Annotated in this window: 16 protein-coding genes and 3 tRNA genes; 8 read left to right on the top strand and 11 right to left on the bottom strand. The window is 31.4% G+C overall.

Annotated features, from left to right (window positions below):
- Positions 1 to 4: 4 nt before the first annotated feature.
- The 5 genes from P3875_RS00810 (at position 5) to P3875_RS00830 (ending at position 3874) form a co-directional block, all read left to right on the top strand.
- Positions 5 to 208 (top strand): CcoQ/FixQ family Cbb3-type cytochrome c oxidase assembly chaperone, encoded by a 204-nt coding sequence (locus P3875_RS00810; protein WP_303444368.1) that lies wholly within the window; start codon positions 5 to 7, stop codon positions 206 to 208.
- Between the two features lie 2 nt (positions 209 to 210).
- Positions 211 to 1167 (top strand): cbb3-type cytochrome c oxidase N-terminal domain-containing protein, encoded by a 957-nt coding sequence (locus P3875_RS00815; protein WP_303444369.1) that lies wholly within the window; start codon positions 211 to 213, stop codon positions 1165 to 1167.
- 102 nt (positions 1168 to 1269) lie between these two features.
- Complete coding sequence (ccoG, locus tag P3875_RS00820) at positions 1270 to 2688, top strand: cytochrome c oxidase accessory protein CcoG (protein WP_303444370.1); 1419 nt, start codon at positions 1270 to 1272, stop codon at positions 2686 to 2688.
- Positions 2689 to 2729: 41 nt separating this feature from the next.
- The gene (locus P3875_RS00825; protein WP_303444371.1) at positions 2730 to 3176 is read left to right on the top strand and encodes a FixH family protein; all 447 of its coding nucleotides are present in this window, start codon (positions 2730 to 2732) and stop codon (positions 3174 to 3176) included.
- Positions 3176 to 3874: a sulfite exporter TauE/SafE family protein gene (locus P3875_RS00830; protein ID WP_303444372.1), complete on the top strand. Its 699-nt coding sequence runs from the start codon at positions 3176 to 3178 to the stop codon at positions 3872 to 3874. The genes P3875_RS00825 and P3875_RS00830 overlap by 1 nt, the downstream gene beginning before the upstream one ends.
- A 107-nt stretch (positions 3875 to 3981) precedes the next feature.
- Here P3875_RS00830 and P3875_RS00835 read toward each other — a convergent pair whose 3' ends face one another.
- The 8 genes from P3875_RS00835 to P3875_RS00870 form a co-directional block, all read right to left on the bottom strand.
- On the bottom strand, positions 3982 to 4536 hold the full coding sequence (locus tag P3875_RS00835; protein WP_303444373.1) for a hypothetical protein: 555 nt from the start codon (positions 4534 to 4536) through the stop codon (positions 3982 to 3984).
- A gap of 52 nt (positions 4537 to 4588) precedes the next feature.
- Positions 4589 to 5461 (bottom strand): ACP S-malonyltransferase, encoded by an 873-nt coding sequence (gene fabD, locus P3875_RS00840; protein WP_303444374.1) that lies wholly within the window; start codon positions 5459 to 5461, stop codon positions 4589 to 4591.
- Between the two features lie 81 nt (positions 5462 to 5542).
- A complete protein-coding gene (locus P3875_RS00845; RefSeq protein WP_303444375.1) occupies positions 5543 to 7660 on the bottom strand; it encodes a peptidylprolyl isomerase in 2118 nt (705 codons plus the stop codon).
- An 87-nt stretch (positions 7661 to 7747) separates the two neighbouring features.
- The gene (locus P3875_RS00850; RefSeq protein ID WP_303444376.1) at positions 7748 to 8980 is read right to left on the bottom strand and encodes a hemolysin family protein; all 1233 of its coding nucleotides are present in this window, start codon (positions 8978 to 8980) and stop codon (positions 7748 to 7750) included.
- An 8-nt stretch (positions 8981 to 8988) separates the two neighbouring features.
- A complete protein-coding gene (locus tag P3875_RS00855) occupies positions 8989 to 9174 on the bottom strand; it encodes a hypothetical protein (RefSeq protein ID WP_303444377.1) in 186 nt (61 codons plus the stop codon).
- Entirely contained in the window at positions 9161 to 9712 is a 552-nt protein-coding gene (gene lptC, locus P3875_RS00860; RefSeq protein WP_303444378.1) for an LPS export ABC transporter periplasmic protein LptC, read from the bottom strand. Before lptC ends, P3875_RS00855 begins: the two co-directional genes overlap by 14 nt.
- Entirely contained in the window at positions 9713 to 10981 is a 1269-nt protein-coding gene (locus tag P3875_RS00865) for a hypothetical protein (RefSeq protein WP_303444379.1), read from the bottom strand.
- Positions 10974 to 11708 carry a type III pantothenate kinase gene (locus P3875_RS00870; RefSeq protein WP_303444380.1) on the bottom strand — a complete coding sequence of 245 codons (735 nt, stop codon included), beginning with the start codon at positions 11706 to 11708 and terminating at the stop codon, positions 10974 to 10976. The genes P3875_RS00865 and P3875_RS00870 overlap by 8 nt, the downstream gene beginning before the upstream one ends.
- A gap of 119 nt (positions 11709 to 11827) precedes the next feature.
- Here P3875_RS00870 and P3875_RS00875 point away from each other — a divergent pair.
- The 3 genes from P3875_RS00875 (at position 11828) to P3875_RS00885 (ending at position 12097) form a co-directional block, all read left to right on the top strand.
- A tRNA-Phe gene (locus P3875_RS00875) sits at positions 11828 to 11900 on the top strand.
- A 25-nt stretch (positions 11901 to 11925) separates the two neighbouring features.
- A tRNA-Phe gene (locus P3875_RS00880) sits at positions 11926 to 11998 on the top strand.
- Positions 11999 to 12024: 26 nt separating this feature from the next.
- Positions 12025 to 12097: transfer RNA gene (locus tag P3875_RS00885), tRNA-Phe, on the top strand.
- Between the two features lie 82 nt (positions 12098 to 12179).
- Here the strand turns inward: P3875_RS00885 and P3875_RS00890 are convergent.
- The 3 genes from P3875_RS00890 to P3875_RS00900 form a co-directional block, all read right to left on the bottom strand.
- A complete protein-coding gene (locus P3875_RS00890; protein WP_303444381.1) occupies positions 12180 to 13037 on the bottom strand; it encodes a S1 family peptidase in 858 nt (285 codons plus the stop codon).
- A gap of 454 nt (positions 13038 to 13491) precedes the next feature.
- Entirely contained in the window at positions 13492 to 13797 is a 306-nt protein-coding gene (locus P3875_RS00895; protein WP_303444382.1) for a hypothetical protein, read from the bottom strand.
- A gap of 218 nt (positions 13798 to 14015) precedes the next feature.
- The gene (locus P3875_RS00900) at positions 14016 to 14405 is read right to left on the bottom strand and encodes an iron chaperone (RefSeq protein ID WP_303444383.1); all 390 of its coding nucleotides are present in this window, start codon (positions 14403 to 14405) and stop codon (positions 14016 to 14018) included.

Here is a 14405-nt window from a genome sequence, read left to right on the forward strand (position 1 = left end):
AATCATGCTTAAGTTTATTAAACATAATATGGATACCATTTCGGGTATAGAAATCTATCCAATTATAGCGTTACTTATTTTCTTTTTATTTTTTGTTGGATTACTTTTTTGGGTATTTACCTACAAAAAAAATACACTTAACGAATTAAGTAACTTGCCATTACAAAATAATGACGAAATACAGGGTTCAAACAAAATAAATACATAATTATGAAACGATTTTTTCCAGTATATATACGCGTACCGTTACTGTTTTTTGCCTGCTACGGTATCCTTGATTACTTTATAGATTCGGGAGATAAACCAATGATTATTCAATATCCATCGGTTTTAGCTCTTTTAGGATTGATATTATTAGTGTTAATTGCTATTGAAATTGTTGCAAATGCATCAAACAATATCATTAATCAATTAATGTCGCCAGAAGAACGTGCGCAAAAAGAAGCATTAGATAATTTGCCTCTTTCAGAATTGCCTTTCGTTAAAAATTTATTAAAAAAACTAACTAAGTCTAGATCTATCGATGAAGAAAAAGACATCGAATTAGAACATGATTACGACGGAATTAAAGAATTAGATAACGATTTACCGCCATGGTGGGTGTATTTATTTTACGGGACAATTATTTTTGGTGTGATTTATCTTGGTAAGTATGAATTGTTTGGTGGCGAGAACCAAATACAAGAACTTGAAAAAGACATGGCTATTGCACAAAAAGAAATTGAAGAATACAAAAAAACAGCCCCTGATATGCTTACAGCCGATAAAGTTGTATTATTAACCGATGCGGGTGATATTGCAGCTGGTAAAGCAATTTACGATACTAACTGTGTGGCTTGTCACCGTGCCGATGGTGGTGGAGGTATTGGCCCTAACTTAACCGACGATTCTTGGATTTTAGGTGGAGATGTTAAAGAAATTTTTAATACCATTATGGAAGGTGGTCGCGATGGTAAAGGTATGGTTGCATGGAAACAGCAAATTAAACCTTCAGACATCCAAAAAGTAGCTAGTTATATTTTAACACTACAAGGTACCAACCCACCAGATGGCAAAGCACCAGAAGGTGATAAAGTTGCAGGAGCAAGTGCTGCAGCTACACCAGCAAATGGCGCAACAAAAGACACGTTGGCTAACACAGCCACACCTGCACCTAGTGCACCATAATATTTTCCATAAACATTTGGAGAGTTTTAGTTTTATTTTTCTTCCACGGCTCTTCTTTTAGAGCTGTGGTTTTTTTAAAACTAAACTAAATTAAAAAGAAATATGACTAAAGAAGAAAATAACAACTTTAGAGACAGATTAGGTACTGTTGATAATGATGGAAAAAGGGTGTGGGTTTACCCTAAAAAACCTGTTGGTAAATTTTACAATAAACGCAAATGGGTAAGTTATATATTACTTTTAATGCTGTTTTCAGCTCCGTTTATTAAAGTAAATGGCAACCAATTATTTTTATTTAATGTACTTGAACGTAAGTTTTCCATTTTTGGATTTACCTTTTGGCCTCAAGATTTTTATATAATGGTTATTGGAATCATTATTTGTGTACTATTTATTGCGCTTTTTACAGTTGCTTTTGGTAGGATTTTTTGCGGATGGATTTGCCCTCAAACTATTTTTATGGAAATGGTTTTTAGAAGAATTGAATATTGGATTGAAGGCGATCGTGGAGCTCAAATAAGATTAGATAAACAAAAATGGGATTCAGAAAAAATTAGAAAAAAAGGTTTAAAATGGTTTGTGTTTTTTATTGTTTCGTTTCTAATAGCTAATATATTTTTATCATACATTGTAGGTAGCGACCACGTGCTGGAAATGATTTTAAACGGACCAACTAAAAATCTTTCAACCTTAATTTCGCTAATCATTTTTACGGCTGTTTTTTACTTTGTGTTTGCTTGGTTTCGTGAACAAGTTTGTATCATTGCTTGCCCGTATGGTAGACTTCAAGGGGTGCTTTTAGACGAAAAAACCATTGTTGTTGCTTACGATTACAAAAGGGGAGAAGCCGAAAATGGACGTGCAAAATTTAGAAAAAACGAGAACAGAACACAAAGCGGTAACGGTGATTGTATTGATTGTAATCAATGTGTAAATGTGTGTCCTACAGGAATTGATATTCGCAATGGAACTCAATTAGAATGCGTTAACTGTACGGCTTGTATAGATGCATGTGACTTTATGATGGAATCGGTTAATTTACCTAAAGGGTTAATTAGATATGCGTCTGAAAATGAAATCGCTAAAAAAGAAAAATTTGTATTCACAGCTCGTATGAAAGGATATACCGCTGTATTAGTAATTTTAATTGGTTTATTAAGCGGTTTGTTGTTTATGCGTAGCGATGTGGAAGCTAAAGTTTTAAGATTACCAGGGCAATTATTTGAACACAAAGGGATTAATATTAGCAACGTATATACATATAAAATTGCTAATAAATCAAACCGAGATTTTGATAATGTAACCATAAAATTAGCACATCCTAATGGGACTATTAATTTAGTCGGAAAAACGTCTATTAAAATTTTAAAAGAAGACATGGCACAAGGTACTTTGTTTATAGAAATTCCGCAGGCTTCTTTAAAAAGCGATAAAACAGAAATACAATTAGAAATTTATAATAATAACGAATTAATAGATCAAACTAAAACTAATTTTATGAGCCCACGAAGCTTTAATTAAGAAAAATAAAAAAAACTAAAACTAAACTAAAACTACAACAAATGAAATTTAATTGGGGAACAGGCATTGTGTTTGGTATTGCTGCATTTATGATTTTCATCTTGCAATACGTAATTCGCGTACAATTAGATACGCGTTATGATAATGAATTGGTTACTGAAAAATATTACCAAAAAGAAACTGAAATTAACGGCAACCGTTTAAAACAAGAAAATGCCAATAAATTAGGTGCCGATTTTAAAGTACAAACTACAGCTAAAGGAATTGAAATTTATTTTCCATTGGCTTTTAATCCTAAAGAAATAAAAGGAAAAGTATCCCTTTATAGGCCGTCTAACCAGGCTTTTGATCAAACAATTCCTTTGGAATTGTCGTCAAATCACTTGCTTATACCTAAATCTCGCTTGGTAGATGGCCGTTGGGATATTGCTATTGATTTCACTTACCAAGGCATGGCCTATTTAAAACAACAAACATTGGTGTTATAATGTTAGTGCCTTTAACGCTGGGTTTATTAGCTAGTTTGCACTGCGTGGCTATGTGTGGTCCTATTGCAATGGCTTTACCTGTACACCAGTTTAATGCAGCAAAAAAAACGGTACTTATTTTGTTGTATCACTTGGGTAGAATTTTTGTCTACACCTTATTAGGCGTGTTTTTTGGCACTTTAGGAAAGGGACTTTTCTTAGCAGGTTTACAACAAAAAACGTCTGTTATTTTAGGGGTGCTATTAATAATTAGTGTGTTTTTGTTTTACATTAAAGGTGGTACAAATGGTGCTTTAAATTTTAATTTAGCAGGTTATGCAAAATTTAAAAGTTTATTTGGTACATATATTCAAAAACGCAATCCTTTATCGCTTTTTGTGTTAGGGGTATTAAATGGTTTATTGCCATGTGCAATGGTTTATATGGCATTGTTTGGCGCAACTGCAACACAGGGTGGCTTGTACGGCGGTTTGTTTATGTTTTGGTATGGTTTAGGAACGATACCTTTACTAACAGTGCTAATTTGGTTGAGTAGTTGGGTAAACAAAAATTTTAAAAATAAACTTCAAAAAGCAATACCTGTTTTTTTGCTTTTAACAGGTTGTTTGTTAATTGTTAGGGGCTTAGGACTTGCAATTCCATATGTTTCGCCTTCTACTTTACAATTATTCATTACCAGTAATCCACAATGTTCTTAAATAAAAAACACCTTCTAGATATACATTTAGAAGGTGTTATTATTTAAAAAAACGTAATCAAACTTACTTAGTAGATAAAATTAAATAGTTAATTTACTAGTTATATATTATTTTTCAAACTCAAACGACAAATGGTTAATATACTTTTTGTTATTCGTTGAAATGGTGTGTTTTTTTATTATTTTCAGAACTTCATAAATCTTATGTTGATTATGATAATCTAAAATTAAGAAATCATCTGTTGAAAATTTTGTGGAATCGTTAGCAAAATTGATTCTATATCTTTTTCCTTCACCAAACAAGTATTTTGGAGTATTCTTATCTTTCGAATAGTTAGAATTAAATTTTTTAATATCCGATATGAAATTTTTATCAAATAAAATATTAATTTCATTAAAATCCTTTTCATTAAATTTTATATATTCAAATTCAACTGAAGATTTTAATATTTCAAAGGCGCAAGCACAATCCTCTGGAATAATAGTCATTTGAGTTAGATCACTAAATGAAATGGATTTACTTTTAAAATCTACTGTTATTGATGAAGGAATGTGTAATTGACCAGATATAATATCAATTTTCAAGAAATTCATTTCTGTTTTAGTTTCTTTAGAATCACAACCGATAAATAAAATAAGAATTAGTATTTTAAAAAACTTCATTTTTTATATAAAGATAAAAAAAAAACGACTTCATTTTGAAGTCGTTCCAATATTAAGCTTTTATCGTTTCAACATCTTTATTGATTTTATTAATCAATCCCATTAAAACTTTACCTGGACCTACTTCTGTAAATGATGTTGCACCGTCGGCAATCATTTGTTGTACCGATTGTGTCCATTTTACGGGTGCAGTTAATTGTGTAATTAAGTTCTTCTTTATTTCTGAAGGATCAGATACAGCACTTGCAGTTACATTTTGATACACCGGACAAATTGGGTTGTTAAATGTGGTAGCTTCAATAGCAGCTGCTAATTCTTCACGAGCAGGTTCCATCATTGGTGAGTGAAATGCACCACCTACAGGTAATATTAAAGCACGTTTTGCACCTGCTTCTTTCATTTTTTCACAAGCTAATTCTACTGCTTTTGTTTCGCCCGAAATTACTAATTGCCCAGGACAATTGTAATTTGCAGCAACTACAACTCCGTCAATTGAAGCACAAATATCTTCTACTACTTTATCGTCTAAATTTAAAACAGCAGCCATTGTTGAAGGTGTAATTTCACATGCTTTTTGCATTGCTAAGGCACGTTTTGAAACTAATTGCAAGGCATCTTCAAATGATAGTGTTCCATTGGCTACTAATGCAGAAAATTCACCTAACGAGTGTCCGGCAACCATTTCTGGGTTAAAGTCAGGTAATGTTTTAGCTAATATAACCGAATGTAAAAAAACCGCAGGTTGCGTAACTTTTGTTTGTTTTAATTCTTCATCAGTTCCATTAAACATTATTTCGGTAATGTTAAAACCTAAAATGGTGTTGGCTTTATCAAATAACTCTTTTGCTATTTCAGAAGATTCGTATAAATCTTTTCCCATTCCTACAAATTGAGCACCTTGCCCTGGAAATACGTATGCTTTCATTTTTTATTAGTTTGTTGTTACAAAAATAACAAATTTAGGTATAAAAAAAAGCCCGTTTTAAAAACGGACTTTTTTATGTTGTTAGCGCAATAAAACTTTTGCGCGGTTGTCTTCAATTTTTGCGTTTTGAAACATTGCGTTAAATACCATGTTATCAATCATTTGTCTGTTGTTAGTACCAACTTTTTGTTTGTACGTTAAATAATTAGGTAACGCTGCGGCTTTAGTAATGTTTTTAGTTTTTACCATATATACACCATTACGACCGTTAATTAACTGCGATGTTTCATTTGCTTTTCTTCCTAAAGCATTACCAACTACTAATGGTTCTTGGAAACCGCTAACCATTGGGTTTGCTCCTGTAACATCCATTGCATTTGCAATAGCAGTTTTGGTATTTTTAGCAACTTCTTCTAATGTTTTACCGTTCATTTTTTTACGAATTAACTCGGCTTTTTTCTCATTCATTAAAATAGGTTCAACCATTTGGCGTGCATCATCAGCATGCATTAAATCAGAATCATTAATGTTAACTAATCTTATAATTAAGTATCCATCAGCTGAGTCGAATTTTTTAATATCTCCAACACTTGTATTTTTGCTTGATGCCCAGCTAATAGCTGCAGCTTGTGTACCTTCAACACCTGTTAATTGGTCGTCAAAAGGATCAATTTTTGTAGCTGGGAAAGCTAATAAACCTTGTGTAGTTGCTTGTTTTGTGAAATCTTTACCGTTTTCAACGTTTTCTAAGAATTTGTTAGCTTGTGCATAAATTAAATCTTCTGTTTTTGTAGACGATTCTATTTTTTTAGCAACAGTAGCTAATTGAATTCCAGCTTTTTCGTTTACTTTATCAACTTTTAAAACGTGGTAACCAAATTCAGATTCTACAATACCTAATTTACCAACAGGATTGTTAAAAATGTAGTTATCAAATGAAGGTACCATTTGACCTTTTTTAATTGCAGGATACTTACCACCCGATGCTTTTGAACCCATATCGTTAGTATTAGCAGAAGCAAGTGCAGCAAAATCGGCACCACCTTGCGCTTGTTTTAATAACGCGTCTGCTTTAGCTTTAGCTTCATCTTTTGTTATTGTAACATTAGCATCAGCTCTTTGTGCACCTTTGTATGCAATTAAAATGTGTGATGCATCAACTGTTTCAGCTACATTCTTGTTAGCAACCACTTTTGATACTGCATAATAATCGTTAAATACATAAGGGCCATAAATACTACCTACTGGTGTGCTAAATAATTTTTCAGCATGTTCTGCAGGTAATTGATCTTTTGCATAATAAGTACTATCAAAAGGTACATCAGAATTTTGATTTACAAATGCTTTTACATCTGTAGCTTTAGCAAATCCTGAAATGGTATCGTTTTTATTTGTATTCTTGTTAAAAACAACCGATGGTTTTAATAAATCATCTATTATTTGTTTAGCAGCAACTTCGTCTTCTTTTGAAGGTTTATTTGCAATAAAAACATACTCTACCTTACGGTAAGGTGATGTTTTAAATTGTTTTGGATATTTTTTAACGTATGCGTTAATTTCGTCATCAGTTACTTTAACATCTTTATCGTTAATAGTATTGTAAGGTACGGTTACAAAATCAAACGACACTTTTGTAGCTTCGTTTTGGTAAGCCATTTTAGCTTCGGCATTAGTTGTAACAACAGCACCTTTAATCATGTTCATATACATTTGCTCTTTTGCAAACGTACTTAATTCTTGCTCGTAAGCCAACCATGCATTCCACTGTTGCGCGCCTGTAGCTTTCATTTGTGCCAAGAAAGTGTTGAACTTATTCATGTCAAACATACCAGCTTCGTTTAAAAACTGAGGGTTTTGCGAAAATGTAGGGTGTGATTTAATTACGTTTATTAATTGATCTTTACCTAATCGTAAACCAGCATTTTCTAACTGTTCGGTAAAAAGTATGGTACGCACTTCGTTAGTCCAAACTTGGTTGTAAAGTTGCGAACCTTTTCCTTGACCATTTTTTTCTAGGTTTTGTATTTTATTAGTATAATCGGCTGCAGGAATAGCAACACCATTTACTTCACCTACATTACGCGATGTAAAATTAATGCCTCCTTCTAATAATCCGCCAATAATAAAAGCGAATAAACTTAATCCGATTACCCCAATTAGTAACCCAGACTTCTCTCTAATTTTCTGTAAAACTGCCATTTTGTATAATGTGTAATTTTTTTCAATGAGCGAAAATACAATTATCTGTTAAATAAAAAAATTAGAATAAATAAAAATGTACTTTTTTTACTGATTTATTGTCTTTTTTGTGAGTGCTACCGTTTTTATTCGTGTATTTGTTGCCGAAAGAATTTTTATTTTAAACGATTTTATAGAAACCGTTTCTTTTGTTTTTGGATGACGTTTAAGATTGTGATAAATAAATCCACCTAATGAATTGTAATGTTCTGATGTAGGAATTTGTAGGTTGAATTTTTCGTTAATATCATCTAAATCTAATTGTGCCGAAAAAATGTAATTGTTTTCACCTATTTGTTTTGCAATTAACGTGTCGTCGTGTTCATCGGTTATTTCACCAAAAAGCTCTTCAATGATGTCTTCTAGAGTAATTAAACCTACAATATCATTCTCTTGGTTTTTAACTAATGCAATTGATTTTTTGCGCAAAGTAAGTGTGTTTAGTAAATCTTTAATTAAAAGATCTTCGTACACATAAATAAAAGCACGAATGGTTTTGTCTATAGGTTGTTGTAGTTGTAGTAAATCGTAAGTGTGTAAGTAGCCAATGTAATGTTCGTTGGTTGTGTTTACAACAATTATTTTAGAAAAACCTGTATCAACAAATTTTTTGCGAATGATATCGATAGAATCGTTTTCATTTACATATTCAAATTCATTCTTAGGAGTCATTATTTCTTTGACTTTTACTTTTGGAAACGAAAGTGCATTTTTTAATATTTCAAATTCGTTTTCTAATTGTTCCTGCTGATTACTTGCTTTTATTTGTTGTGATATATAGGTACCTAGATCGCCCGAACTTAATAAATTAAAATTTGTAGTGCTTATTGATGTTTTTCCTGGTAGTAATTTTTCGCTTATTTTTATAAAAATAGCTGCGGTGTTACCAAAAATTTTTAATAGAATTTCTATAATTGGTTTTGATGCAATTAACGTTTCGTTAGCAAATGGTTTAAAAAGGGTTTGTGGTATAAATTTGGTAAATAAATACGTGAAAAATATGTAAATTATTGTTAACCAAATGTTTTTGAAGGTTGATGGTTGGTAAAAATGAGTAAAAAATAATAAAGCGTGTAAGGTTACAAACACGCTAATACAAATTTTTAATGAACCAATAAATAAATAGGGTTGTTCTGTTACAGTTTTTAAATAGTTGTTATTTGATTCCGTTTTTTTTGATTCAATATTTAAATAAATTTTATTTGCATTTGCATAAGCAACCATTAATCCGGAACAGATTATGATGCAAATACTAAGAAAAACAAAGCCAAAAACAATCATAAAAGTGGTTATTGTTTATTTTGGGGCAATTTATTAATACTTCTTATTCTAAAAATAAACATAAATAGCGCCATAGCGGCTAAAGCCAATTTTAACCAATAATTTTCGTTGTTGGTGTATGCTACGTAAGCATCATAAATAAAAAATAAAACAAAAACTAAATAAACGTAGGCAATAATTTTATAAATTTTCATTAGAAACTTCTTTTAATTCTGCACGGTTTTGTTGTGCGTTTACAATTTTAAAATTTTGATCGAAATCTACACCAATTCCCTCAAAAAAACTCTTGTTTTTATCGGTAACTTTAAAGTAGTATTCTGTAAAAAACCAATTGTTTTTTTGGTCGTAATACATTTGTTGGGTTTGCATTACTTTACCGTCGTGCGATGTAATTTTTACATCGCCCATAAGGTTAATAATACCTGTTTTATTGTGTACAGTAGCTTGTTTAGCTACAATGTAATTTTTGTTTTTATTGCCGTCGTAAACTACAATTTTAACACCATTAGGAAAATGATTGTAAGGGTATTTTGCTTTGCTGTAATCAAGCATTTTTACCGTGTATAATTCGGCTTTAATTTTTGTTGAATCAGTATATTTTACGTTAATCGAATCGGCTTCGCCCGTAGCGTACAATTGTTTTTTGTTTAGTTTTTGAATGTCTTTTAAATCATTTGAACATCCAACAAAAACAAAAGAACTAACAGCAATATAAGCAAGTAAATTTTTCAATTAATCAAATTTTCTGCGTTTAAACCAAATATCGTTAAATGAAAGCCCAATGTTAAAGCCAACGTAGTTTTCTTTAATTAAGCCCATGTTAGTATTACCTTTTTGACCGTATTCTACACCAAAATTAATGTTAGAGTTAAATCTACCAACCGGAAATCCTAATCCAACATTTGCATTGATACCTTTAATTTCTTGATTTTTTAAAACAAGACCTGTGTTCTCATAATTAAAACCAGCGCGATAGGTCATACGCTCAAAATAACTAGTAAATGAGTTGTATTTAGGTGTGTAAAAACCACCTAAACCAATTTTCATATAATCGTTATAACTTGCGTTTTCGTACTTATAAAAACTGTTGTATTTTGATGTTTGCGCTGTTGTGTATTCTGCACCTGCAAACCATTGTAAGTGATTGCCAATACCTGCACCAACCGAAAAATTCATTGGCAACAACATTTCTTCGTTACTGTTTTGTGTTGTAGTTGCATTAATTTCTATTAAACCAATACGGCTGTCTACTTCAACAGTAGCTAAAGTTTTGGTTTGGTCGTTTTTTAATTTCATTTCAGGACTAAAAGTGGCACTTGTGTACAACTTTAGTTTTTTGCTTAAAGGTTGTTCGTAATTTAAACCTGCAGTAAGTGTTAATCCGCTGTAATTGTTTACATTTCTTATACGGCTCCCACGGTCAAAAATTACACCATCATTATTATCTAATATAAATTTTGTTAAACTAGTTTCGGTATCGCCAAAAATGTACGCTCCGTTCAAACCAAAACTTAAATTTTTGTTTAGTTTGTAACTAAGACCTAAAAAAGTACGGTTTAACCCACCTTCGCCAATGAACTGGCGCGATTCTTTGTACTCACTTGTGGTATTAATGTTTTGTATGTTGTATCCAACAAAAGAGTAGGGCATAATACCCAATGCTACATTAAATTTTCCGGCAGGGAACGCAAGTGCTAAATAATCAAACGAGCCACTTGTTGTTTTTTCAGAAGTGCTTGTGTTTTTTAACTGAGTGCCTTTGTACGATGCGCCCAATGAAAAGGTTACAGTTTGTAATTTTGCGTACGATGCTGGATTTAAAGTGTTTATGTGTAAGCTGTCGCTATAAACTGCTAAGCTACCCATTGATTTTATTTCGTTTGAACCTTTAAAATGTTGGTCACCAAAGCCATAATAAGAATAAGGAGAAGCGGTACCTTGCTGCGCAAAAGTGTGACAAGTAGTTGCCAAAGCTACCCCTAATATAATTTTTTTAATCATTTGATTTTATGTATTGATGTAACAAAAATAAACTTTCTAGTAGAAAGTTTGAATTGGCAAAGATGCTATTTTTTAAACGGTTTACCAAAAATTCAGCGTTTCCGCCTGTTAAAATTACTGTTAAATTCTCATCTTGATGCCTAAAATGCTCAATAAATGCTTCAATTTCTGCAATAACTCCGTTAAGAACCCCTGAATGAATAGCTGTAGAAGTTGAATTTCCTACAAACGGATGCAATTCAGAAATTTTTTCTAAAGGTAAATTTGCAGTATAATCGTTTAAACTTTTGTATCTAAGTCCAATTCCTGGTGAAATTGCTCCACCGTGGTATTGGTTGGTGCTGTTAATAAAATCGTAAGTGATACAAGTGCCAGCATCAATTACCAATTTACTTTGTTTAGGAAATTTTAAAGTAGCACCTGCCGCTAAAACCATTCGATCGATACCTAGAGTAGTAGGGGTGGTGTATAAATTTTTAAAAGGCACAGCCGTGTTGTGTGTAACAACCATTAAATTTCCTATTTTTTTAAGTGCTTCTATGGTTTCTGTTGACAAATTTCCTACCGATGATAGGATAATATCTACACAATTTTCAATTCCTTTAATTTGTTTTGAAATATTTTTTACTAATTTTTCATTATTGGTAATCACCAGTTGTTGCAATGTACTATTTTCATACACAGCTACTTTGGTGCGTGTGTTGCCAACATCAATACAAATAATCATAATTTTTTAAACATGTTTAAGCAAAGGTAGCTAAAAAAAAATATGAAAATATTAGGAAATGTTTAAAAAAACGTACTATATTTGCAATCGCTTTTGAAAGGTAGTTCACCTTACAAAACGGTACCTTAGCTCAGTTGGTAGAGCAACGGACTGAAAATCCGTGTGTCCCTGGTTCGATTCCTGGAGGTACCACAAAAATAATTGAGTTTTATAACTCGGTACCTTAGCTCAGTTGGTAGAGCAACGGACTGAAAATCCGTGTGTCCCTGGTTCGATTCCTGGAGGTACCACAAAAATAAATTGAGTTTTATAACTCGGTACCTTAGCTCAGTTGGTAGAGCAACGGACTGAAAATCCGTGTGTCCCTGGTTCGATTCCTGGAGGTACCACAAAAAATAATCCGTATTAAACTGTTAATGTTTTTTACGGATTTTTATTTTTTAGAAGTTTTAATTTAAATTACAAACTATTTTAGACCATATCGTACTTAATTTGATGTTTATTTAATAAATCAACTATTATTTGTGGATGAACACCAATACCTACATTTAAAAATTGATTTTCTTCTATAATTTGGTTGTTTATTATAATTGATCCTTTATAACCCAACGGAAAAGTTAAATTTTGCGACTGTATAGCATAAATAGTTCCGTTTGTATCGCAAATAGGTCCGCCACTTTGACCTTTTAATCCCGGTGAAGATGTTTCTAAAAACAATATATCCATACTTTGATCTGCTGTTTTACCTTGATTGATGTTTCGGGTGTAAATGCCATCAATTGGAAAAAATGGTATCGGGAAAAAATTTAAGGGTAATTCAAAGGTATTAGATTGTTCGTTAAATGTTGCTTTGGCCTCTATAAAAGGATACCCTAATTTCATTAAACTTGTACCAGGAGTTATTGTTGATGGATTAATAAATGTTGGAAAAATCTTTTGGTCTTTAACAGCTGTTTTATCTACCCTTAGTAACGCAATATCGTTTTCTTTATAAATATGGTATTCTAAAATATTAATTGGATGCCCTGAAAAAAAAATAGAAAAATTAGTAATCCATTTTGCGTTAGGAACTGCATAAGTTTGATAATTGTTTGCTAAATTGTCTTTTTCAAGCTGTTTGGTTCTTAAATTAAACTCATTTATTTCTTCTGCGTGTTTTTGGTGCGTAAGTAATGTAGTAAGGTTGTGTGCAGCAGTTAAAAGCCAACCATCGCTATTTATAATTATAAAAGCACCTAAGCCGGTTTCTATGGTTTTATCATAAAATCGAGTACTTACAACCAAAGGATGCGTAAATTGTGTTGCTGTTTGATATGCTTTTGAAAACATAATGCGGGTTTAAATTATATAATTCACGAAATTTAATACAAATTTTGCTTATGTTTTGCGTTTGTAGTTTAAAATAAGATTTTAAATTTACTATATTCTATAATTATAAATTAGTTAAAAGGGTTACATCCTAACTGCCATAACTATACTTTTTGGGAGCGTTTACGGTTTGTTTTTTAATAATTTAAGTTTCATCAATTAATCAAGATGGATATTCATCTACATAAATCCATTTGTTTTTTTCTTTTTTTATAAAGATAAAACTTCTGCAAATTTCATTACCTCTACAATAAAACGAAATTAAATAACAGCCTTTTGTGTTGTCATTGTTAAAAACAGCGCGATATATTTTACTTGCCTTAAAGCAAAATTCGTCTTTACAAGTTAGGTTTTCTTTTTTGAATTGATAAAATCCGTTGTTTAATTCTTCGGGTAAAAATGATTTGTTTTCTCCTTAATAGTGTATTTGTTTTTTAATTAAATCAATATATTCTTTACCAATAATTGTATCAAATCTGGCCAAATGATTTTCTGCAAAGTCAGGAATTAAATAGGGTAGATATTGTTCCCACTCGCTTTCTTTTTGCAAATTTTTGTTTGCAGCAATGTATTTATATGCATATAGCGTATCGCTAATTTGAGCGCTGATTTTTTTTGTTTTAAGGATATTTGAAAATGAATCGGCATAAGTATCTAAAAGCACTAATTCTTTTTTAAGATTTTCTTCATTTATAGAATCTTCTTCAATTACGAATCTCATTTTTAAACCAAATTTTAACATATGATATCCTTTGTTTTTTTTTGATAACTTGCTATTGAATTTGGGTTTGTATCTAGGTATTGACTTAGTGTTTACTTTATAATACTTTTTTCGGTTTCAAAATCGATAGATTGTGAAAAGGAAACATTGAAATAAAATAGAAGAAGTAAAATAAAGGGTAGTCTTATTTTGTTTTTGGTTGGTTTTTTTAAAGTGTTTTACTTTAAACTATTCTGTATTTCATCTTTTCTAATTGCAACCATTTGCTTAATAAGCTCTTTAGGTAAAGGTTGGTTTAGTTTAAACTTTACGGTACCTTTCCCTAAATCAAAGCCTTTAAGTTCGTTTGTAAAATGGTCTATAGTTGCTTGAAAAGGATAAAAACTTACATGTTTTGCATAAGCCACAATCATTAATTGTTGAGCAGGTTTTGAACCAGGAATAAGCGTAAAGGAAGGAACTTTATAGTTTGGCAGTTCAATTGCTTCGGGTGCAACTTCTTTTATAAGCGAGCGTAATTCATGTAAAATAATTTGCGATTCCTTTGATTGGTTGTTTATATAGTCATCAACACACGCAAAGCTAGCCATTGCACCTTTTTTTGCCAT

Origin of the sequence: Myroides sp. JBRI-B21084 (assembly GCF_030545015.1) — a bacterium.
Taxonomy (GTDB): Bacteria; Bacteroidota; Bacteroidia; order Flavobacteriales; family Flavobacteriaceae; genus Flavobacterium.